This window comes from Streptomyces sp. MBT65 (genome assembly GCF_016612545.1).
Classification (GTDB): Bacteria; Actinomycetota; Actinomycetes; order Streptomycetales; family Streptomycetaceae; genus Streptomyces.
In genome coordinates this window covers 1-19,150 of record NZ_JAENRY010000158.1, presented here as the reverse complement: position 1 = coordinate 19,150, position 19,150 = coordinate 1, and the positions used below count along the sequence as shown (strand labels likewise).

The window sequence follows — 19,150 nt, the reverse complement described above, 5'->3', positions numbered from 1 at the left end:
TACTGCGTACGGCGCTCGGCTGCGGCACCGGCCGGGGCGGCGGTCTGTGGGACCGGTCCCCTGCCGCGCAGTTCGCGGGCCCAGGTGCGCAGCCGCTCCGGGTCGGCGTCGGCGGGGGCGGCGAGCGCGACCTCGGCGCGGACGACGAGATGTTCGAGGGCACGGCGGGGTGCGGTGCGCGCGCCGGTGGCGAGGAGGGTCTGCCAGGCAGCGTGGATAGCGGCCGCCGCGGTGGCACGCGCGCGTGCGTGGCCGTCACCGGCGCCCTGGGTGGCGGCGTACGTCGCCGTCGCGTTCAGGGCCTGGGCGGTGGCCCGGCGTTCGGGGCCGTGGGGGCGGACGAGCGCGGGGGCCATGCCGACGAGCCACGCCCAGGAGCCCGCGGCGACGGCCAGGGCGAGGTGGGCGGGGACCTGGCCGAGCGTCTGCGGTGCGAAGAGCGAGGCGGAGCTGATGAAGGTGAGAACCACGTTGCCGGGCGGGCCGATCCGGGTCGCGTCGCACAGCCCCTTCTGTACGGCGGCCAGGGCGGCGCCGACCGTGACCAGCACGACGGCGTTCGCGGTGAGGGAGGCGGTGACCAGCGCGACGGCGAGACCGGCGATCATCCCGAGGGCGACCCAGAACAGGGCGCGGGCCCGGGCGGCGTAGGGCTTGTTGTGGGCGTAAAGGGCACACAAGGAGCCGGCCATCGTGTACATCGCCAGGTCGAGGCGGCCGAGAGCCAAAAGGATCAGGTTGGGCGGGGCGACCGAGGCGACCACGCTGAGCGCGGGCTTGAACCAGATGTCCGAGGGCCGGCCGAGGCGCAGCACGCCGGTGAGCGGGAGGCGTCGGACGCGCGGGGTGGTGGTCGTGGGGGCGGGGGTCGCACTGCTCATAACCATAAGATTAGCAGGTGTTTTACTCGTAAATCATTCACCCGCACCGCCCACCGGAGGCCCGGGATATGCCGCCGCCATACCGCTGACCTGCCGCGCTCCGTCGAACGCTCCCCGTGTACACCGTTGCGCTCGGTTGTGCCCCGTACGGCACGGGCATCCTGTGACCGACTGTCGACGCAGGGGGGAAGCGCGTGCACGGTGGACCGACGTCGCCCGGCTGGCTCCTGGTCGCGTTGTGCGCGGCGACCGGCGCCTACTGCCTGCTGCGGATGCGCAGCCCCGTCGAGGAACAGCGCCGGGCCGCGGGCGGCGAGGCGCTGATGGGCTTCGGCATGGCCGCGATGGCCGTACCCGCCGCGGTGTTCACCCCGCCGGCGTGGGCGTGGCCCGCCTACGCGGCGGTGTTCGGGGCGGCGGCGCTGCGCGCCCTGTGGTCGGCACGCAGGAGTCCGCACCATGTGCACCATCTGCTGGGCACCGCGGCCATGGTCTACATGGCGCTCGCGATGGCCGTCTCGCCCGGGCACCACCACGAGCACGGCGACTCCGGAATCCCGCTCCTGACCGGCGCGTTGCTCCTCTACTTCGTCGGATACGTGCTGCTGTCGGGCATCCGGCTGATGCCCGCGACCGGCGCGGCCGTCGGCACGGGAAGCGTCGGTTGGGGCGACCGGCCGGAGTTGGCGCGCGCGTGCCGGCTGTCGATGGGGATCGGCATGGTCGCGATGCTGCTGACGCTCTGAGGCAGCGCTGTCGCGGGGCTGTACGAAATCGTGGTCTGCGTCACTTTGCCGTGGCAAGCCGTACCCCTGATCACCGCGCCGCTCATAGGGTGCTCCCATGATGGTCCCCGCGGCACTGTTGCTGCTCGGCGCCTTGGCCGCCGTCGTCGCCCCACGGCTGCTCGCCCGGGCCGACTGGCCGGACCATGAGCCGGTGCTCGCGCTGTGGGTGTGGCAGTGCGTGGTGGCGGCCGTCCTCCTGTGCTGCGCGCTGTCGATGACGCTCAGCGCCGCCGCCGCGTGGCAGGCGGTGCGCGGCCATGTGTTCGCCAGTGCCCCGCACGGGGTCATGGACGCCTATCCCCTTGTGGCGAACGGGCCTTGGGCCGCCACCACCGCGGTGACGCTCGCGTGCGGCGGGGCGTGGACCGCGGCGATGCTGGTCCGGGAAGTCGTACGGGCCCGGTCGCGACGTCGGCTGCGGCGGGCCGAACTCCTTGTCCGCGCACCGGTGTTGCCCGGCGAGGAGCCCGGTGCCGAGCCGCTCGTCATCCTGGAGGCTGAGCGGCCGGACGCCTGGTGGATGTCCGGTACCGCGCCCCAACTGGTCATCACCACAGCCGCGTTGAGGCGCCTCAAGGGGCGGCAGCTGGACTCGCTGCTCGCGCACGAACAGGGGCACGCACAGGCCCGGCACGACTGGCTGCTGCACTGCTCGGGCGCACTCGCGAACGGGTTCCCGCAGGTGCCGGTGTTCGCCGCGTTCCGGGACGAGATGCACCGGCTGGTCGAACTCGCCGCCGACGACATGGCGTCCCGGCGCTTCGGCCGCCTGACGACCGCGCTCGCACTGGTCGAACTCAACGAGGACCGCGGGGTGTTCGGGCCGTGCCCCACTCCGCACGCCCATGTCCCGCAGCGGGTGAACAGGTTGCTCACTCCCCCGGACCGGCTCTCGGCGATGCGCCGTCTGGGGTTCACCGCGACGGCGGCGCTGGTGCCGGTGATTCCGGTGCTGGTGGCGTTCGTGCCGGGGTTGCGGGCGCTCGGCTGAGGAGAGGCCGGATGAGAGCCGCGGTTGGCTCCGCGCACCGTGCGTCGGCGAGGATCGTTCCATGTCCTACGCGCACCACCCGCCCCGCCCGACGCTCCGACGGACCGGCAGCGCCCTCGCCCTGTGCTCCGCGCTGCTCCTCACCCTGGTCGCGATCGAGTGGCGTCCGCTGGTCGACCTAGACGAACGGATCGCCCGGACCACGCACCGGTGGGCGGTCGAGGACCACGGGATCACGCGCGCGTGCCGCATCCTCACCGACTGGATCTGGGACCCCCTCACCCTGCGCCTTGTGTGTGCGGTGACCATGGTGTGGCTGGTCTGGCGGCGCTCGGCCTGGTGGACGGCCCTGTGGCTGGCGGCCACCTGTGCGCTCGGCACACTCCTGCAACAGGGCCTCAAGGCACTGGTCGGCCGCCCCCGCCCGGTGTGGCCCGACCCCGTCGACTCGGCCCACTACGCCGCCTTCCCCTCGGGACACGCCATGACCGCCACGGTGGTCTGCGGCCTGTTGCTGTGGCTGCTGCACGACTACGGCGCCGGACGCGCTGTGTGGCGTACGACCATGGCCCTGGCCGTGATCTCCGTGGCGGGTGTGGGACTCACCCGGGTGTGGCTGGGCGTGCACTGGCCGTCGGATGTGGTGGGCGGGTGGCTCCTGGGGGCGTCCGTGGTGGCGGTGGCTGTCGGGGCGTACGAACGGTGGCGGGTGTGAGCGCGGTCGGGCGGCGTCATCGCTATGTCGGACCTGCGGAGCTGCTGACCGCTGTTCGGCCGGGCGCGGAGGGCCGGATCGTACGGTCGGCCGAGGACCTGCACGCCTGGCTGGCCGGGCGGGACAAGGCCGAACTCGCCGAACCCTTCACCTTCGTCGTCGGACTGGACGGGCTGCTGCGGCTGGCACCGCGCCGGAGTGAGCACGTGGCGTGTGCCGGGGGCACCGAGGTGCTGGGCGCGGGCGAGATCGGATTCGGGCGCGCGGCGGGGTCCTGGGTTGTCGCGGAGGTCAGCAACCAGTCCACCGGCTACTGCCCGCACCTCGACTCCTGGGACGCGGTGGCACGCGCACTCGACCTGGCCGGCATCGACCGCCCCGCCGGTTTCACCCACGCCGTGGTGTTCCGGCGCTGTGCGTCGTGCCGGGAGATCGGCATCGTGCGCGAGGGCGACTTCGTCTGCGTGTTCTGCGGAAGTGATCTTCCCGCCCAGTGGAACGTGACTGCGTAGGATCACCGCATGGATGCCGTCCTCTTCGACTTCTCCGGAACCCTCTTCCGTGTCGAGTCCACCGAGTCCTGGCTGCGCGCCGTGTTGCGGGATGCCGACATCGCCTTGCCCGAACGGGAGTTGACCGAGGCGGCGCGGGCGCTGGAGTCCGCGGGCGCGATGCCCGGCGGGGCCCAACCGGAGCGGCTGCCCGAGAAGTTCACCGAGGTGTGGGCGATCCGGGACGAGAGTTCCGCGCTGCACCGGGCCGCGTACACCGGCGTCTCCCGCCAAGTCCCGCTCCCCGACCCGGCGTTGCACGACGCGCTGTACGACCGGCACATGACACCGGCCGCGTGGACGCCGTACCCGGACACGGAGTTCGTGTTGCGGACCCTGCACGAGCGCGGGATCGGTGTGGGCGTGGTGAGCAACATCGGGTGGGATCTGCGGCCGGTGTTCCGCGCACACGGTCTGGATCCGTACGTGGACGCGTACGTCCTGTCGTACGAACACGGTGTCCAGAAGCCGGACCCACGGCTGTTCACGGTGGCCTGCGAGGCGCTCGATGTCGACCCGAAGGACGTGCTGATGGTCGGTGACGACCGGCGGGCGGACGGCGGGGCGGCGGCTCTCGGGTGCGAGGTGCACTTCGTGGACCACCGACTCGTGACGGAGCGGCCCGACAGTCTGCGCCCGGTGCTCGAACTGGCCGGGCCGGGGAAGTAATCGTCAATTACAGATTGACGATTGGGGAGCGTCAATTTAAAGTTGACGCATGAGCCCACTCGACATCAGCCTCGCCGACCTGATCGCCCGCCTCGACGAGGAACTGCCCGAATCCGACGAACTGGCCCGCATCAGCGAGGCCCGACTGCGCGCCCAGACCCTGTCCGACCTCGGCGACCAGCTCATCGACCACTACGTCAGCAAGGCCAAGCAGGTCGGCGCGTCCTGGACCGAGATCGGCGACGCCATCGGGGTGTCCAAGCAGGCCGCCCAACAACGCCACGCACCCGGCCCGTTCGAGCGGTACACCAACCTCAACCGGCACAGCATCGTGCTCGCACAGGAGGCCGCCCGCACCCACAAGCACGACTCCATCGGCACCGAACACCTCCTGCTCGGCCTGCTCGGCGAACCGAAGGGCCTGGCGTACGAGGTGCTGGTGGCGAAGACGGAGTCGGAGCAGCGCGTCCGCGACGCGATCGAGGAAGCGCTGCCACCGGCCGGCGAGAAGGCGCTGCGGGGCCACATCCCGTTCCGGCCGGAGACCAAGGAGGCCATCGGGCAGGCCCGCAGCGCGGCGGCCGACCTCGGCCACGACTGGGTCGGCACGGAGCACACACTGCTGGGCCTGATCCGCGTCGAGGAGAGCCCGGCGGCACTGATTCTGCGCGACCTCGGCTTCACACCGGACGAGTTGAAGGAGACGGTCAGGACGGAGATCGCCACCAGGCTGGCCGCGCGCGGCGAGCACTGAACAGTGAGCGGCGAGGGGCGAGCGGTGACTAAACCCGTCACCTCACGTCACCACACGCGGTCACCTCACCCCTGATACCCCTCGACCTCGGACTCCGGCCGCACCCGCGCCTCGTCCGGGTTCTCCCCGAACTCCACCTTGGCGCGGCGCTGGCGCAACAGGTCCCAGCACTGGTCGAGTTCGCGTTCCAGTTGCCCGAGGCGCTGATGCTCGGTGGTGCTGTCGATCGTGCCGGACGCGAGGGCCTCCCGGAGCTTGCGCTCGTCGTCGACCATCTCGTTGATCCGCGCGAAGATCTGCTGGTCCTGCTCCATGCCCGTGCGCCTCCTCGGCTCGACATCCGTGCCCACTCTAGGGACGGTTCACGTGCCGTGCGACAGATGTGCGAGAAGGCGGTGCCGGGCATCGGGTCAAAAGTCGCCCAGGGAAACCATTGGGAGGAAAAGGAGCCGCCCGCCTGAGACGATCCCCCGCGTCGCCCCAGACGGACGGCAGCATGAGCCAGGCCCCCCTGGACGGGCGACCCGGACGTCCTGAGTATAGTTGGCTGATAGCCAGTCAACGCAGGAGTTACAGCATGTCCCCGCGAAGCGCCTCGGTCAATGAAGAGTTGCGACGGCGTTCCCGGGAGCGGCTGCTGCACGCGGCCGTCGAGCTGGTCGGCGAACGTGGGTACGAGGCCACGACCTTGGGCGACATCGCGGACCGGGCAGGCTCGGCGCGCGGTCTGGTGTCGTACTACTTCCCCGGAAAACGCCAGCTCGTGCAGTCCGCCGTGCACCGGCTGATGCACCGCACGCTGGAGGAGGCCCTGGAGCGCGAGCCCCGGACCGACGACGGGCGGGAGCGGATGGCGCGGGCCATCGACGCGATCCTTGGCCTCGCCCACGACCGGCCCGTGCTGATGCGCCAGCACATGGCGGGACTCCTCCAGGGCGAGGGCTTCGTCCAGTGTCCGGAGCAGCGACGCCTGGCCGAGCTGCTCGGGCAGACGATCGCGCGGTACGGATCGGGGAACCCCTCCGACTACCCCATGCTGCGCGCGCTGCTCATGGGCGCGGTCTACGCGGCGCTCGTGCCCGGGGTTCCCATGGCGATCCCGGTGCTGCGCACCGAGCTGTTCCAACGGTACGGACTCGACTGGGAGTTGGGGATCCCGCCGGAGTCCGGCGCACAGGCCGGGACGGCCGACACGGACCTGTCGCGGTTCTTCGCGACGGACGAAAGGTCCGCGCCCGTACCAACTCCCGCACCGACAGCCGCACTCACGCCCGAGAGCCCGGCCGACGACCGCCCGGCCGAGCCTTCCGACACGTAACAGCCTTACTCATCGCCGGGCATGACGAGGCGTCAGATAACCCGCGTCCCGCGCCTGCGAGATGAGCCGAAGCGACCGGCGCCGACTGTGCCCGGTCGCGCACATCACCGCGAGGACGGGGTCGACTCCCTCCTCCTGCGCGGCGCGATACTCCTGGGCGATCAGCCGGCGCCCCTCGATGCCGCGCGGCCAGGCCGGCCGGGCCCGGCGCGCCCCGCCCGGCTCCGCCTCCTCCCCGGCCTCCCCCGGTTCCAGCCCGCACGCGTCGAAGAGCGGTCCCTCGATCCAGTCGGCCAGCACCGTCAAATCGTCCAGGGACAGGGCGGGTTGGGCCCGTACGTCCTCGACGGAGACCTGCCCCTCGGACACCACGGCCAGGGCGTCGACCCGGGCGCCGTCGGTGAAGGCCAGCCGGACATGGAACCAGGAGATGGCACCGTCGTGCTCCTGCACCTCCCACGCGGGCCACACGGACACCGCTCCGTCCGCCGGGCAACGATCGGAAAGATTAACAAAGGATGCTTCTAGCACATACGCAACGTAACCGCATCATCACATTCCATACGAACGGACACGCACGCCCCCGGCGCGTACGGGTGCGTCCGGCACCCTGTCAGCGGAGCACGGGTGGTGCGATCCTGGACCTGTCAGTGGTCTGGCGAATCAGCGATCTCCTGCGTGCCTGAGGGGTGAGGAGTTCCGCCGTGCTGCGTGTCGCCGTCGTCGGCTCAGGGCCGAGCGGGGTCTACACCGCCCAGAGTCTGGTCCAACTGGAGCCCGGGGTACTGGTCGACGTCCTGGACCGGCTGCCGTGCCCGTACGGTCTGGTGCGCTACGGCGTGGCACCGGACCACGAGAAGATCAAGTCGCTGCAGAACAATCTGCGGACGGTCCTGGAGCACGGCCGGGTGCGCTTCCTCGGCGGAGTGCTCGTGGGCCCCGGCGGACTGTCGACCACCCGCCTGCGGGAGCTCTACGACGCGGTCGTGTACTGCGTGGGCGCCGCCACCGACCGCCGACTGGGGATTCCCGGCGAGGACCTGCCGGGCAGTTGGTCGGCGACCGAGTTCGTGTCCTGGTACAGCGCCCACCCGGACTCCACCGCCGACGGTTTCGTGCTCGGGGCGCGGACGGCCGTGGTCATCGGCGTGGGCAATGTCGCGGTGGACGTGACCCGGATCCTGGCGCGCGGCGCGGCCGAGCTGAGCCCTACCGACATACCGCAGGCGGCGCTCACCGCGCTGGCCGCGAGCGGGGTGACGGACGTCCACATGGTCGGTCGGCGGGGCCCCACGCAGGCCCGCTTCACCACCAAGGAGCTGCGCGAGCTGGGCGGTCTCCCGGACACCGAAGTGATCGTGGATCCGGGCGAGTTGGCGCTCGACCCGGGCTGTCTCGACCTCGCCGCCCTGCCCGGCGCCCAGCGCCGCAACGTGGAGGCGCTGCGCACCTGGGCCGCGCTCCCGCCCCGGGGTGCCGCCCGCCGCATCCACCTCCGCTTCTTCCTCCGTCCCGTCGAACTCCTCGCCGACGCGGGGCGCGTGGGTGCGGTCCGCTTCGAACGCACCGCGCCGGACGGACAGGGCGGAGTGGTCGGCACAGGTCAATTCGAGGAGATCGAGGCGCAGTTGGTGCTGCGTTCGGTGGGCTATCGCGGGGTGCCGCTGGACGGGCTGCCGTTCGACGCCGAGCACGGCACCGTGCCGCACCTCGCGGGCCGTGTCGTACGCGAAGGGCGGACCGTGCCCGGCGAGTACGTGGCCGGCTGGATCAAGCGGGGCCCGACCGGCGTCATCGGCACCAACCGCCCGGACGCCAAGGAGACGGTGACGTCCCTGCTGGCGGACGCCTCCGTGCTCGTACGAGATGAAGCACTCGTACGACGGGAAGCATCCGACGACCCGCTCACCGCGCTGCGCGCCGAGGGGATCGAGCCGGTCGAGTGGGCCGGGTGGGAGGCCATCGAGCGGGCCGAGGCGGAGCTGGGGGTCTCGCTCGGGCGGGGCGGTGTGGTCAAACTCCCTGGCTGGGAGGCTCTGCGGGCCGCTGTACGTGGTGCGCACACATAACCGAAACGCACGACACACAGCGGCAACAACCCAGACATCAACAAACTGTTCAAGGCGCCTACGGTCTCGTCCTGTTCGAACTCTTTCCCCCTCCTTCGCTCAGGAGTGCCCATGGCCACGACCACACCCGTGCATCCCGTCGACGAGGTCCCTCCCGTACGGCAACTGGCCGCCTTCGGACTCCAGCACGTGCTCGCGATGTACGCGGGCGCGGTGGCGGTGCCGCTGATCGTGGGCGGGGCGATGAAGCTGTCGGCCGCGGATCTGGCGTATCTGATCACCGCGGATCTGCTGGTGTGCGGGATAGCCACGCTCATCCAGTGCATAGGTTTCTGGCGGTTCGGCGTGCGGCTGCCGATCATGCAGGGCTGTACGTTCGCCGCGGTGTCGCCGATGGTGCTGATCGGTACGACGGGCGGCGGACTGCCCGCGATCTACGGCTCCGTGATCATCGCCGGGCTCGCCATCGCGCTGCTGGCGCCCGTCTTCGGCAGGCTGCTGCGCTTCTTCCCGCCGCTGGTCACCGGCACGGTGATCCTGATCATCGGTCTGTCGCTGCTGCCCGCGGCGGGCAACTGGGCGGCGGGCGGGCAGGGTTCGAAGGACTTCGGTGAGCCGAAGAACATCGCCCTCGCCGCGTTCGTCCTCGCGGTCGTCCTCGGTGTGCAGCGGTTCGCGCCGGCCTTCCTCAGCCGGATCGCGGTGTTGATCGGCATGGCCGTGGGGTTGGTGGCCGCCGTGGTGTTCGGGTTCACGGACTTCAGTGGGGTCGGGGACGCCGACTGGGTCGGCATCAGCACGCCCTTCCACTTCGGCACGCCTACCTTCCACGCTTCGGCGATCGTGTCGATGCTGGTGGTGGCGCTGGTGACGATGACCGAGACGACCGGTGACCTGATCGCGGTAGGCGAGATGACCGACCGGAAGATCGAGCCGCGCTCGCTCGCCGACGGGCTGCGCGCCGACGGCCTGTCCACCGTCCTCGGCGGGGTCTTCAACACCTTCCCGTACACGGCGTACGCCCAGAACGTCGGGCTGGTCGGGATGACCCGGGTGCGCAGCCGTTGGGTGGTCGCCGTGGCCGGCGGCATCCTGGTCGTGCTCGGCCTGCTGCCCAAGCTGGGCGCGGTCGTGGCGGCGATACCGGCGCCGGTGCTCGGCGGCGCGGGTCTGGTCATGTTCGGCACGGTCGCCGCGAGCGGTCTGCGCACCCTGACCCAGGTCGACTTCAAGGACAACCACAACCTCACCGTCGTCGCCGTCTCGGTGGCCGTGGGCATGCTCCCGGTCGGGGTGCCGACGATCTACGCGCAGTTCCCGGACTGGTTCCAGACGGTGATGAACAGCGGTATCAGCGCGGGCTGTCTGACCGCGATCGTGCTGAACCTCCTCTTCAACCACCTTCCGGCGAAGGGCAGTTCACCGGTCACCAGCACGGCCACCGCGACGGAGCCGGTGCTCTAACGCAGCAGTCCGGCGGGAACCGCCGCTGCCAGCACTCCGTACCCCGCCGGATTGAGATGCAGCCAGTCGCCGACCTGGAGGGCCGGGAGCAGTCGGCGCGGATCGGCGGGGTCGCGTACGGCACGGTCGAAGTCGAGCACCGCGTCGAAGCAACCGGCGGTGCGGATCCAGGAGTTGACGACCTGGCGGGCGGACTCGCGTTCGCCCGCCGGGTCGTCGTAGGTGTTGCCTCCGAAGGGGAGCAGGGTCGCGCCGTAGACCCGAATGCCCTGGGCGTGGGCGCGGACGACGATCTGGCCGTAGGCGGCCAACAGGTCCTCCGCGACCTGGAGTTGGGCGGCGGGGGTTGGGGCGGCGGTGCCGATGTCGTTGACGCCCTCGAAGACGATGAGGCGGGTGACTCCGCTGCGGGAGAGGACGTCGCGGTCCAGGCGGGCGAGGACGTTGGGGCCGAGGCCGTCGTTGAGGACCCGGTTGCCGCCGGCCGCCTGGTTCAGGATCGCCACGGCGGCCGTGGAGGGGTGGGTGCGGAGACGGTCGTAGAGCTGGTCGGGCCAGCGGTCGTTGGCGTTGGTCGTGGAACCCCGGCCGTCGGTGAGCGAGTCGCCCAGGATCGCCACGGCCGTGGCGGTGCGCGGAGCCAGGACCTCCACGTCGCTCAGCAGATACCAGTGGTCGACAGGGCTGGACCCGGGCAGATCCTCGTCCTGAGTGTGGTCTCCGATCCGGAGATACGACGTCGTGCGCGAGCCCGGGTGCGAGGTGAGCGCGAGCGAGGGCTGGCCCGTCGCCAGGTACGTCGTCACGGTCAGGACGGTCGCGGCGCTCAGCTCCAAGTCCACTGGATCGGAGACCAGTTGGGCGCCGACGGGGACGGTCGCCGAACCGCGTCCGGCGAAGGTGACCGGTCTGCTGCTGCCGGGCACGATCGCGCTCGCTCCCGCTCTGCCGTCCTGCGGGAGCGCCAGGGTCACGGCGGTGAGCGGGAGCAGGGTGTCGCCGTAGGCGTTGGAGAAGCGCAGACGCAGCTTCCGGCCTCCGGTGGTGACGCGGAGTGTCTGGCGCAGGGTGGTGTCCACGAGGACCGACCTGGTGCCGGTGAACGGCGCCGGTGGCAGGTTGCCGGGTTCGGTGAGCTGGGGCATCGCCGTCCAGGTGTTCACCCAGCGCGCGCCGGAAGGAGCCGAACTCCCTTCGGCGCGTGCGGGGTTGGTGGCGACCAGGGCCGACAGTGCCGTCGTGGTCGTGGCGACGAGCGCGGTCCGTCTCGTGGGCTGCACTGAATTCACCTTCCCCGAAGAGGAGTTGGACGCGGAAGAGGAGTTGGGCGCAAGGAACACCAGGTGGGGGTCAACCGACCGTGCAGGCCGTCCCGTTGAGCGTGTAGGCCGTCGGTGCCGCGCTGTTGCCGGTGTGGTTCGCCTGGTAGCCGATGGTCACGCTCGCGTTCGGGGCGATCGTGCCGTCGTAGGAGGCGTTGGTGGCCGTCACAGTGCCGGAGGCCGGTGCGTACGTCGCTCCCCAGCCGTTGGTGATGGTCTGGCCGGTGGGCAGGGTGAAGCCGAGCTGCCAGCCGTTGACCGTGCTCGTCCCGGTGTTGGTGAGCGTCACGGAGGCGGTGAGGCCGGTGTTCCAGGCGCTGGTGGTGACCGTCACCCTGCAGGGGCCGGTCGAGGGCGGGGGTGTGGTGCCGCCGCCGGACAGGCCGAAGAAGGTGAGGACGCGGGCACCCATGCCGTAGGCGTAGAGGTTGTGGGTGACTCCCTGGAGGCTGATCGCCTCGACGGGGGCCTGGTCACCGGTGGCGCCGTAGCGGGTGCGGGTCCAGCCGGTGGCCGGGGAGTCGGTGGCGGCCGGGGTCTGACCGACGCCCTGCACGTTGGTCCACTGTTTGATCTCCTCGCCGAAGTTGGGATAGCGCAGGATGTCGTCGGCGGTGCCGTGCCAGAGCTGCATGCGAGGGCGGGGGCCGGTGTAGCCGGGGTCGGCGCCGCGCACCAAGTCGCCCCACTGCTGCGGGGTTTGGACGACCGTCCCGTTGGCGCAGGCGCTGTTCCACTCGGAGCCGTCGGTGGTGGCGAAGCAGCCGAACGGTACGCCGGCGAAGGCCGCGCCGGCCGCGAACACGTCCGGGTAGTCGCCGAGCAGGACGTTCGTCATCATCGCGCCGGAGGAGATGCCCAGGGCGAAGACGCGGGAGGTGTCGGCGGAGTAGGTGCTCGTCACCCAGTCGACCATCGACTTGATGCCGACCGGGTCGCTGCCGCCGTCGCGGTGCAGGGCCTGGGGCGAGGAGACGTCGAAGCACTTGCTGGCGCGGGTGACCGACGGGTAGACGACGATGAAGCCCAACTGGTCGGCCAGCGAGGCGTATTCGGTGCCGGAGTACATCGCGGGGCCCGATCCCCCGCAGTAGTGCACCGCCACGACGATCGCCGGGTGCGCGGTGACGGCGGCCGGGACGTACACGTACATCTGGAGGTTGCTGGGGTTGGCGCCGAAGCCGGTGACCTCGGTGAGGGTCGCGGTGGGGACGGCCTCGGCGCGGGCGGCGGCCGGGGGTGCCAGCAGGGTCAGGGCCGCGAGTAACGGCACCAATGCTCCGAAGAGGGCGACGAGCACCGAACGCGGCGGTTTTCTCGAGGACTTGAGGGTGATTCCGGCTGCGGGCGCCATGGGTGCGTCCCTTCCTGATCGCGGCTCGTGGGGCATCGCTCAGGGAAAGCATTCGAGCGGAACAACCGGCATCGTGACATGCACATGAGCGCCATGGAAGCGCTCCCACACTCCGAATACTTTCGCGCGGAGCGTTGACTAGAAAGCGCTTGCACTCTACGTTCCGTTCAGAAGTGTGACCGCTAGGTCCTTCATGGCGTACATCGTTCACCTACTCGATCGCCCATGCCCTCTCGAAGGGACGCACCCGCATGCGTACTCGACGATCAGTCCTGGCGGCCGCCGCTCTCGCCGCGACGGCCGCGCTCACGCTCCCCCAGTCCGCGTCGGCGGCCGACGCCTCACCGGTCGGATTCGGCGCCGGGACGACCGGCGGCGGCAGCGCCACGGCGGTCACGGTGTCGACGCTGGACGCCTTCAGGTCGGCGGTCACCGGCAGCACTTCGAAGGTCGTCAAGGTCAACGGCCTGATCCCGCTGAGCGGTCAGGTCGACATCGGGTCCAACACGACGGTCTTGGGCGTCGGTTCGGCCTCCGGGTTCACCGGCGGCGGGCTGCGCCTGAAGAAGGTGACGAACGTCGTGGTCCGCAATCTGAACATCAGCAAGCCGGTCGCACCCGCCGACGGCATCACCGTGCAGGCGTCGACGAAGGTGTGGATCGACCACAACGCCTTCTCGTCCGACCTCGACCACGGCAAGGACTACTACGACGGCCTGCTCGACATCAGCCACGCCTCCGACTACGTCACCGTCTCCTGGAACACCTTCAAGAACCACTACAAGGGCTCGCTCGTCGGCCACAGCGACAACAACGCGAGCGAGGACACCGGACATCTGCGGGTGACGTACCACCACAACTGGTTCAACCAGGTCAACTCCCGCATCCCCAGCCTCCGTTTCGGCACCGGGCACTTCTACGACAACTACGTCGTCGGCGCCGAGACGGCCGTGCACTCGCGCATGGGCGCCCAGATGTACGTCCAGAACAACGTCTTCCGGGACACGGAGGTCGCCGTCACGACCAACCGGGACAGCGACGTGGACGGCTACGCGAACCTCAGCGGCAACGACCTCGGTGGAGCCGCCACCGAGATCTCGCGGATCGGCACGTTCACCAGCCCGCCGTACAGCTACACCGCCGAGCCCGCCTCGACCGTCGTCGCCTCGGTGACGTCCGGCGCGGGCACCGGAAAGCTCTGACCACTCCCCCACCTCGGAGAAGGAATCGGGACATGACTTCCTCCGCACGATCACGCGCGCTCACCGGCGCACTGGCCGCCTTCGGCCTCTCGATTGGCATGATCATGGCATCCGGCACACTCTCGCCGGCCAGTGCCGCCACCTGGCCCACCGCCAGCGGCAGCAAGGCGGTGACCTCCACGATCTCGGTCTCGGGCACCAAGGACTACGGGATGCTGCGCCTGTACGGCAGCGGCGACCTGGGCACGGGCAGCCAGGACGAGGACCAGGGGCCGATCCTGGAGCTGGCCGCCGGGGCCGTCGTCAAGAACGTCATCATCGGCTCGCCCGCCGCCGACGGCATCCACTGCCTGGGCAGTTGCACGCTGCAGAACGTCTGGTGGGAGGACGTCGGCGAGGACGCGGCGACCTTCCTGGGCTCCTCGTCGTCCAACGTGTACACCGTCTCCGGCGGTGGCGCGAAGGAGGCCAGCGACAAGGTGTTCCAGTTCAACGGCGCCGGGACGCTCAACGTCTCCAACTTCGCGGCGCAGACCTTCGGTACGTTCGTCCGCTCGTGCGGCAACTGCAAGACGCAGTACAAGCGCACGATCAACCTCAACACCATCGAGGCGACCTACAAGGGCAGCCGGATCGTCGGCATCAACACCAACTACGGCGACAGCGCGACCCTGAAGGGCATCACGATCGTCGGGGACACCAGCAAGAAGATGATTCCCTGTCAGAAGTACATCGGCAACAACACGGGCGCGGAGCCGACGACCAACGGCACGGGCGCGGACGGGACTTACTGCAAGTACGCGAGCTCGGACATCACGTACAAGTGAGCCCCCCACGGTGACGGCGGCCGTACGGAGCGTCCCCGCACGACGCTTCGCACGGCCGCTCCCCGGCTACGTCGGGTTCCCCAGCACGGCCGCGGTCAACTCCCGTCGGTGGCGGGTGTACGCGGTACGCAGGGCGGGGCCCGGCCAGTCGGTGGGCAGGAGTTCGGGGGGCAGGACCGGGTCGGCGAGCAAGTGCCGTACGGCGGCGGCCAGTACGGTGAAACGGTCGGTCGGGTGGTCGGCGGTTGCGGTGATCCGGTCGAGCAATGTCTCGGCCGTCTTCGCCCAGGCGTCAAGTGGCCAGAGGGCCTCGGCCAGTTCGCGGGCGGGCTCCTCGGGGCGGGTGGTGAAGTGCCGGGCGACCGAACCGAGTTCGGCCGGGCGGGGTCGTAGCAGATTGGCCGGGCGGAGCCAGACTCCCTCGCGGAGTTCCGCGAACCGGAGGGCGGTCAACTCGCCGCGCAGTCCGGCGCGTTCGGCGGCGCCACGGCCGGTCGCGGTGACGACGGTCATCTCCCAGTCGCCGTCCCAGGGGCGGGTCTCGGGGTGGACGGCGGCGTCCTGGCGGCGCTGGCGTTCCAGCAGCCGGTCACTGAGGCGGTAGACCGCGTCCGCGCTGCGCAGATCTCCGGCCGCCACCATCCGGCTGAGCGCGGCCCGCAGGGTGGAGCCGGCCACGCCGAGCGGCTCGACCGCGCGCAGCAGATCCCGTACGGGCAGCTCGGGCGGATGCGTGCCCAGCAGCAGGCTGAGCACGACCGACCGGGCGGACAGCGGGCGCAGGTCCACCCCACCGGGCCCTTCCGACACGTTCATGCGCATGGCCTCGTACTCTACGTGGCGATCTCCGCACGACGGTTCTCGTGTTACATCATTGATGCGACCGTTCGGATAGTGCAACACTGGGCGTATGGCCCAGACACTCGCGCACCTGTCCCCGCAGCCGCTCGACGCCACGCACGACGTCACCAACCAGCCCCCGCCGCTGACCCCGTACGACGCCTCCGAGGACGCTGCCCTGTTGGAGGGGCTGCGCCGGGAGGGCGCCGACTGGGCCGAGGAGGACGTACGGCGGCTCGGCCGGGCGGCGGGCAGCGCGGAGGCGCAGGAGTGGGGTGAGCAGGCGAACCGGCACGAACCGGAGCTGCGCACGCACGACCGCTACGGCAACCGGATCGACGAGGTCGAGTTCCACCCGAGTTGGCACCGGCTGATGGGCACCGCCGTGGCCGAGGGACTGGCCGGCGCGCCCTGGGCTGACGAACGCCCCGGCGCCCATGTGGCCCGCACCGCACGGGGGTTGGTGTGGGGACACACCGACGCCGGACACGGCTGCCCGACCTCGATGACGTACGCCGCCGTCCCCGCCCTGCGCGCCACGCCCGAACTGGCCGCGGTCTACGAGCCGTTGCTGACCAGCCGGGTGTACGACCCGGTCCTGCGCGTGCCGACCGAGAAGCGCGGACTGCTGGCCGGAATGGGGATGACCGAGAAGCAGGGCGGTTCCGACGTCCGGACCAACACCACCGCGGCCACTCCTACCGCCGAACCGGGCGTCTACACCCTGCGCGGGCACAAGTGGTTCACGTCGGCGCCGATGTGCGACGTGTTCCTCGTGCTGGCACAGGCGCCTGACGGACTGTCATGCTTCCTGGTGCCGCGTGTGCTGCCCGACGGCAGTCGCAACGTGTTCCGTATCCAGCGGCTGAAGAACAAGCTGGGCAACCGCTCCAACGCGTCCTCGGAGCCCGAGTTCGACGGGACCGTGGCCTGGCTGGTCGGCCCTGAGGGACGCGGTGTCAAGACCATCATCGAGATGGTCAACTGCACGCGTCTGGACTGCGTGATGATGTCGGCGACGCTGATGCGCAAGACGCTCGTCGAGGCGGGCCACCATGTGCGCCACCGCAGCGCGTTCGGCGCCCGGCTGCTCGAACAGCCCCTGATGCGCAATGTGTTGGCCGATCTCGCGCTGGAGTCGGAGGCCGCCACGACCCTCACCCTGCGGCTGGCGGGCGCGGCCGACCGCGCGGTGCGCGGGGATGGCGCCGAATCGGCGTTCCGCCGTATCGCCACCGCCGTCGGCAAGTACTGGGTCACCAAGCGCGGCCCGGCCTTCACCGCGGAGGCCCTGGAATGCCTCGGCGGCAACGGCTACGTCGAGGACTCGGGCATGCCCCGCCACTACCGTGAGGCTCCGCTCCTCTCCATCTGGGAGGGCTCGGGGAACGTCAACGCCCTTGACGTACTACGGGCGTTGACCCGCGACCCCGGCACGGCGGAGGCGCTGTTCGCCGAACTCGCCCTCGCCCGGGGCGCGGACGCCCGCCTGGACACGGCCGTGACCCGCTTGAAGACCCGACTCGCCGAGGCCACCGAGACCGGCGCCCGCCGCCTGGTCGAGCAGATGGCCCTCACCCTTCAGGCCTCCCTCCTGGTACGGCACGCCCCGGCGGCCGTCGCCGACGCCTTCTGCGCGACCCGGCTGGCCGGCGACTGGGGACACGCCTTCGGCACCCTCCCCGACTCCGCCGACCTCGACACGATCCTCGCCCGCGCTCTGCCCGAAGGAGACTGACCCTCGGTCACCTCCCGATTCCGCTTCGTTGTCAGTGGCGTGGTGCAGACTCGCGATCAGTTGGCACCGCGCCTGGGGAGGACAACGTGTTCACGGGGATCGACGAGATCGACTGGGCCTCACTGCGGCATGCGTACGGCAGTGCGGCGGACGTGCCCGGACTGCTCCGGGGACTGGCCTCCACGGACCCCGTCGAGCGGGCGAACGCGCTCGACGGGATGTACGGCGCTGTGCACCACCAGGGGATCGTGTACGACTCGACGCTCGCCTGCGTTCCGTTTCTGTGCGCGCTGGCCGCGTGTCAAGAGGTCGCTGACCGGGGCGGGTTGGTGGAACTCCTGGTCAGCATCGGGCGAGGACACGGCCCGGAGGAGGACGGGTCCGAGCCGGCGGACGCCGCCGTCCGCGCGCGGGCCGAGGTCTTCGCCGTGCTCCTCGGCGACCGGGACCCCGACGTGCGCCGCGCGGCTCCCGAGGCCCTCGTCCGGTTCCTCGACCAACCGGCGCGCGTACTGGGCCTGTTGCGCCGGCGCATCACGGTGGAGCGCGACGACCGGGTGCTGCTCGCCCTGACCGAGAGCCTCGGCCTGCTCGTACGACAGCGCCCATCCCACTCCGCCGAGGCGCTGGACACCCTGCTGATGCTCGGCACTCCGCCGTACGACCCGGGTCTACGGCTCGCCGCTCTCGGCCAACTCGCGGGCTGCGCACCCGATCTGCTCCCCGCCGACCTCGTCCCGACCGTCGTGGAGCTGCTCGGGGAGCGGTCCGAGCAGCGCCGGTCGGGCCGCTCGACGTGGGACGGGACCGGAGGCCCGGACGCGGACACCCTCGCGGGACGGTTACGGCGGCTGCGGCCCTCGGACGAGGAGGGCGCGCTGCTGCTGCGGACGCTGCACACCGCGCTCGGCGGGCGGGTGAGCGAGCGGATCGCCCTGCTGGAAGGGCAGTTGAGCAGCCCCGACGCGGCCGACCGGTGCAACGGGGTGTGGATGGCGGCGGGGCTGTTCCGCGAGTGGCGGGCCGACTACACGGCACCCGTCGAGCTGATCGGTGCGCAACTCGACGCGGGCGCACCTCCGTTGCCCGGGCTGGAGGAATCGGACCGGTTGCGCGACGCGGCGGTGTCGGTGCTGGGTGATCTCTTCCATCTGGCCGCGCCTGCCGCCGACCACCTCCACGCGCTGGTGACCGCACGCCCCGACCTGTGGGTGCACCGCTGGGAACGCCGACCACCGACCCTGGGCGGTCCGCTCAAGTCCCTTGCCCGCAGCGGCGATCCACGGGCGACACCGGTGCTGGCCCAGGTGCTCGCACAGCCGGTCGTACCCGACGATCTGGGGCGCGTGATCGTCCACCTCGGCCGCTCCGCCGCACCGCTCGCCCCGGCGCTGCGACAGCGGCTCGGCCGGGTGCCGCTCGACTCCCCCGAGACGTACGACCGTGCCGTACCGCTGCTGTCGGCGCTGACCGCGTTGGCCGATCGGGAGGCCGTGCCGGAAGTGGTGCGGTTGGTGCGCGGGATGGGGGACGGGGTGCGGTCGAGGCACCGGATCGTGGAGGCGGCGGTCCGGGCGCTCGACGTGTTCGGGGGTGGTGCGGAGGGGGTCGTAGCGGTACTGCGGGGGTTGTTGGAGTCCGAGTGCGCCGGGGTGGCCGCCGGTGCG

The 19,150-nt window shown here is 70.9% G+C and carries 18 protein-coding genes and 1 pseudogene; 13 read left to right on the top strand and 6 right to left on the bottom strand.

Annotated features, from left to right (window positions below):
- A pseudogene (locus JHN63_RS30940) lies at window positions 1-881 on the bottom strand (FUSC family protein); the annotation flags it as partial.
- Between the two features lie 194 nt (window positions 882-1,075).
- Here JHN63_RS30940 and JHN63_RS30935 point away from each other — a divergent pair.
- The 6 genes from JHN63_RS30935 (at window position 1,076) to JHN63_RS30910 (ending at window position 5,349) form a co-directional block, all read left to right on the top strand.
- Window positions 1,076-1,627 (top strand): DUF5134 domain-containing protein, encoded by a 552-nt coding sequence (locus JHN63_RS30935; RefSeq protein WP_200686824.1) that lies wholly within the window; start codon window positions 1,076-1,078, stop codon window positions 1,625-1,627.
- 97 nt (window positions 1,628-1,724) lie between these two features.
- Window positions 1,725-2,660, top strand: a complete 936-nt coding sequence (locus JHN63_RS30930; protein ID WP_200686822.1) for a M56 family metallopeptidase — start codon at window positions 1,725-1,727, stop codon at window positions 2,658-2,660.
- A gap of 61 nt (window positions 2,661-2,721) precedes the next feature.
- A complete protein-coding gene (locus JHN63_RS30925) occupies window positions 2,722-3,375 on the top strand; it encodes a phosphatase PAP2 family protein (RefSeq protein ID WP_200686820.1) in 654 nt (217 codons plus the stop codon).
- Complete coding sequence (locus JHN63_RS30920; RefSeq protein WP_374222958.1) at window positions 3,363-3,887, top strand: hypothetical protein; 525 nt, start codon at window positions 3,363-3,365, stop codon at window positions 3,885-3,887. The genes JHN63_RS30925 and JHN63_RS30920 overlap by 13 nt, the downstream gene beginning before the upstream one ends.
- Before the next feature lie 9 nt (window positions 3,888-3,896).
- The gene (locus tag JHN63_RS30915; protein ID WP_200686817.1) at window positions 3,897-4,595 is read left to right on the top strand and encodes an HAD family hydrolase; all 699 of its coding nucleotides are present in this window, start codon (window positions 3,897-3,899) and stop codon (window positions 4,593-4,595) included.
- Window positions 4,596-4,644: 49 nt separating this feature from the next.
- On the top strand, window positions 4,645-5,349 hold the full coding sequence (locus JHN63_RS30910; protein ID WP_200686816.1) for a Clp protease N-terminal domain-containing protein: 705 nt from the start codon (window positions 4,645-4,647) through the stop codon (window positions 5,347-5,349).
- A 65-nt stretch (window positions 5,350-5,414) separates the two neighbouring features.
- Here JHN63_RS30910 and JHN63_RS30905 read toward each other — a convergent pair whose 3' ends face one another.
- The gene (locus JHN63_RS30905; protein ID WP_043668925.1) at window positions 5,415-5,663 is read right to left on the bottom strand and encodes a DUF2630 family protein; all 249 of its coding nucleotides are present in this window, start codon (window positions 5,661-5,663) and stop codon (window positions 5,415-5,417) included.
- A gap of 263 nt (window positions 5,664-5,926) precedes the next feature.
- On the opposite strand from JHN63_RS30905, the gene JHN63_RS30900 reads away from it, so the two are divergent.
- Complete coding sequence (locus JHN63_RS30900) at window positions 5,927-6,667, top strand: TetR/AcrR family transcriptional regulator (RefSeq protein ID WP_200686815.1); 741 nt, start codon at window positions 5,927-5,929, stop codon at window positions 6,665-6,667.
- A 9-nt stretch (window positions 6,668-6,676) separates the two neighbouring features.
- On the opposite strand, the gene JHN63_RS30895 is transcribed toward JHN63_RS30900, so the two are convergent.
- A complete protein-coding gene (locus tag JHN63_RS30895; protein ID WP_200686814.1) occupies window positions 6,677-7,144 on the bottom strand; it encodes a DUF6214 family protein in 468 nt (155 codons plus the stop codon).
- Between the two features lie 227 nt (window positions 7,145-7,371).
- Between JHN63_RS30895 and JHN63_RS30890 the strand changes: the two genes are divergently transcribed.
- Window positions 7,372-8,736: an FAD-dependent oxidoreductase gene (locus JHN63_RS30890; RefSeq protein ID WP_200686813.1), complete on the top strand. Its 1,365-nt coding sequence runs from the start codon at window positions 7,372-7,374 to the stop codon at window positions 8,734-8,736.
- Between the two features lie 111 nt (window positions 8,737-8,847).
- Window positions 8,848-10,200: a nucleobase:cation symporter-2 family protein gene (locus tag JHN63_RS30885; protein ID WP_200686812.1), complete on the top strand. Its 1,353-nt coding sequence runs from the start codon at window positions 8,848-8,850 to the stop codon at window positions 10,198-10,200.
- Here the strand turns inward: JHN63_RS30885 and JHN63_RS30880 are convergent.
- The gene (locus tag JHN63_RS30880; RefSeq protein ID WP_200686811.1) at window positions 10,197-11,480 is read right to left on the bottom strand and encodes an SGNH/GDSL hydrolase family protein; all 1,284 of its coding nucleotides are present in this window, start codon (window positions 11,478-11,480) and stop codon (window positions 10,197-10,199) included. The two genes, JHN63_RS30885 and JHN63_RS30880, sit on opposite strands and share 4 nt — an antisense overlap.
- Before the next feature lie 70 nt (window positions 11,481-11,550).
- Window positions 11,551-12,876: a PHB depolymerase family esterase gene (locus JHN63_RS30875; RefSeq protein ID WP_200686810.1), complete on the bottom strand. Its 1,326-nt coding sequence runs from the start codon at window positions 12,874-12,876 to the stop codon at window positions 11,551-11,553.
- A 251-nt stretch (window positions 12,877-13,127) separates the two neighbouring features.
- Between JHN63_RS30875 and JHN63_RS30870 the strand changes: the two genes are divergently transcribed.
- Both JHN63_RS30870 and JHN63_RS30865 read left to right on the top strand, forming a co-directional pair.
- Entirely contained in the window at window positions 13,128-14,078 is a 951-nt protein-coding gene (locus JHN63_RS30870) for a polysaccharide lyase family 1 protein (protein ID WP_200686809.1), read from the top strand.
- A 32-nt stretch (window positions 14,079-14,110) separates the two neighbouring features.
- Entirely contained in the window at window positions 14,111-14,905 is a 795-nt protein-coding gene (locus JHN63_RS30865) for a pectate lyase (RefSeq protein WP_200686808.1), read from the top strand.
- Between the two features lie 66 nt (window positions 14,906-14,971).
- On the opposite strand, the gene JHN63_RS30860 is transcribed toward JHN63_RS30865, so the two are convergent.
- Window positions 14,972-15,727, bottom strand: a complete 756-nt coding sequence (locus tag JHN63_RS30860; RefSeq protein WP_200686807.1) for a PaaX family transcriptional regulator C-terminal domain-containing protein — start codon at window positions 15,725-15,727, stop codon at window positions 14,972-14,974.
- 88 nt (window positions 15,728-15,815) lie between these two features.
- Between JHN63_RS30860 and JHN63_RS30855 the strand changes: the two genes are divergently transcribed.
- Together JHN63_RS30855 and JHN63_RS30850 are read left to right on the top strand one after the other, a co-directional pair.
- Window positions 15,816-17,483 carry an acyl-CoA dehydrogenase family protein gene (locus JHN63_RS30855; RefSeq protein WP_200686806.1) on the top strand — a complete coding sequence of 556 codons (1,668 nt, stop codon included), beginning with the start codon at window positions 15,816-15,818 and terminating at the stop codon, window positions 17,481-17,483.
- Between the two features lie 86 nt (window positions 17,484-17,569).
- Window positions 17,570-19,150 (top strand): HEAT repeat domain-containing protein (locus JHN63_RS30850; protein WP_200686805.1); only part of this gene is annotated, 1,581 nt, incomplete at its 3' end.

What these genes read in the sequence shown, in the direction of transcription:
- JHN63_RS30865 (WP_200686808.1), top strand. Translation starts at nt 14,111, where the DNA reads ATGACTTCCTCCGCACGATCACGCGCGCTCACCGGCGCACTGGCCGCC.
- JHN63_RS30900 (WP_200686815.1), top strand. Translation starts at nt 5,927, where the DNA reads ATGTCCCCGCGAAGCGCCTCGGTCAATGAAGAGTTGCGACGGCGTTCC.
- JHN63_RS30910 (WP_200686816.1), top strand. Translation starts at nt 4,645, where the DNA reads ATGAGCCCACTCGACATCAGCCTCGCCGACCTGATCGCCCGCCTCGAC.
- JHN63_RS30855 (WP_200686806.1), top strand. Translation starts at nt 15,816, where the DNA reads ATGGCCCAGACACTCGCGCACCTGTCCCCGCAGCCGCTCGACGCCACG.
- JHN63_RS30875 (WP_200686810.1), bottom strand. Translation starts at nt 12,876, where the DNA reads ATGGCGCCCGCAGCCGGAATCACCCTCAAGTCCTCGAGAAAACCGCCG.
- JHN63_RS30860 (WP_200686807.1), bottom strand. Translation starts at nt 15,727, where the DNA reads ATGCGCATGAACGTGTCGGAAGGGCCCGGTGGGGTGGACCTGCGCCCG.
- JHN63_RS30905 (WP_043668925.1), bottom strand. Translation starts at nt 5,663, where the DNA reads ATGGAGCAGGACCAGCAGATCTTCGCGCGGATCAACGAGATGGTCGAC.
- JHN63_RS30870 (WP_200686809.1), top strand. Translation starts at nt 13,128, where the DNA reads ATGCGTACTCGACGATCAGTCCTGGCGGCCGCCGCTCTCGCCGCGACG.
- JHN63_RS30930 (WP_200686822.1), top strand. Translation starts at nt 1,725, where the DNA reads ATGATGGTCCCCGCGGCACTGTTGCTGCTCGGCGCCTTGGCCGCCGTC.
- JHN63_RS30885 (WP_200686812.1), top strand. Translation starts at nt 8,848, where the DNA reads ATGGCCACGACCACACCCGTGCATCCCGTCGACGAGGTCCCTCCCGTA.
- JHN63_RS30925 (WP_200686820.1), top strand. Translation starts at nt 2,722, where the DNA reads ATGTCCTACGCGCACCACCCGCCCCGCCCGACGCTCCGACGGACCGGC.
- JHN63_RS30915 (WP_200686817.1), top strand. Translation starts at nt 3,897, where the DNA reads ATGGATGCCGTCCTCTTCGACTTCTCCGGAACCCTCTTCCGTGTCGAG.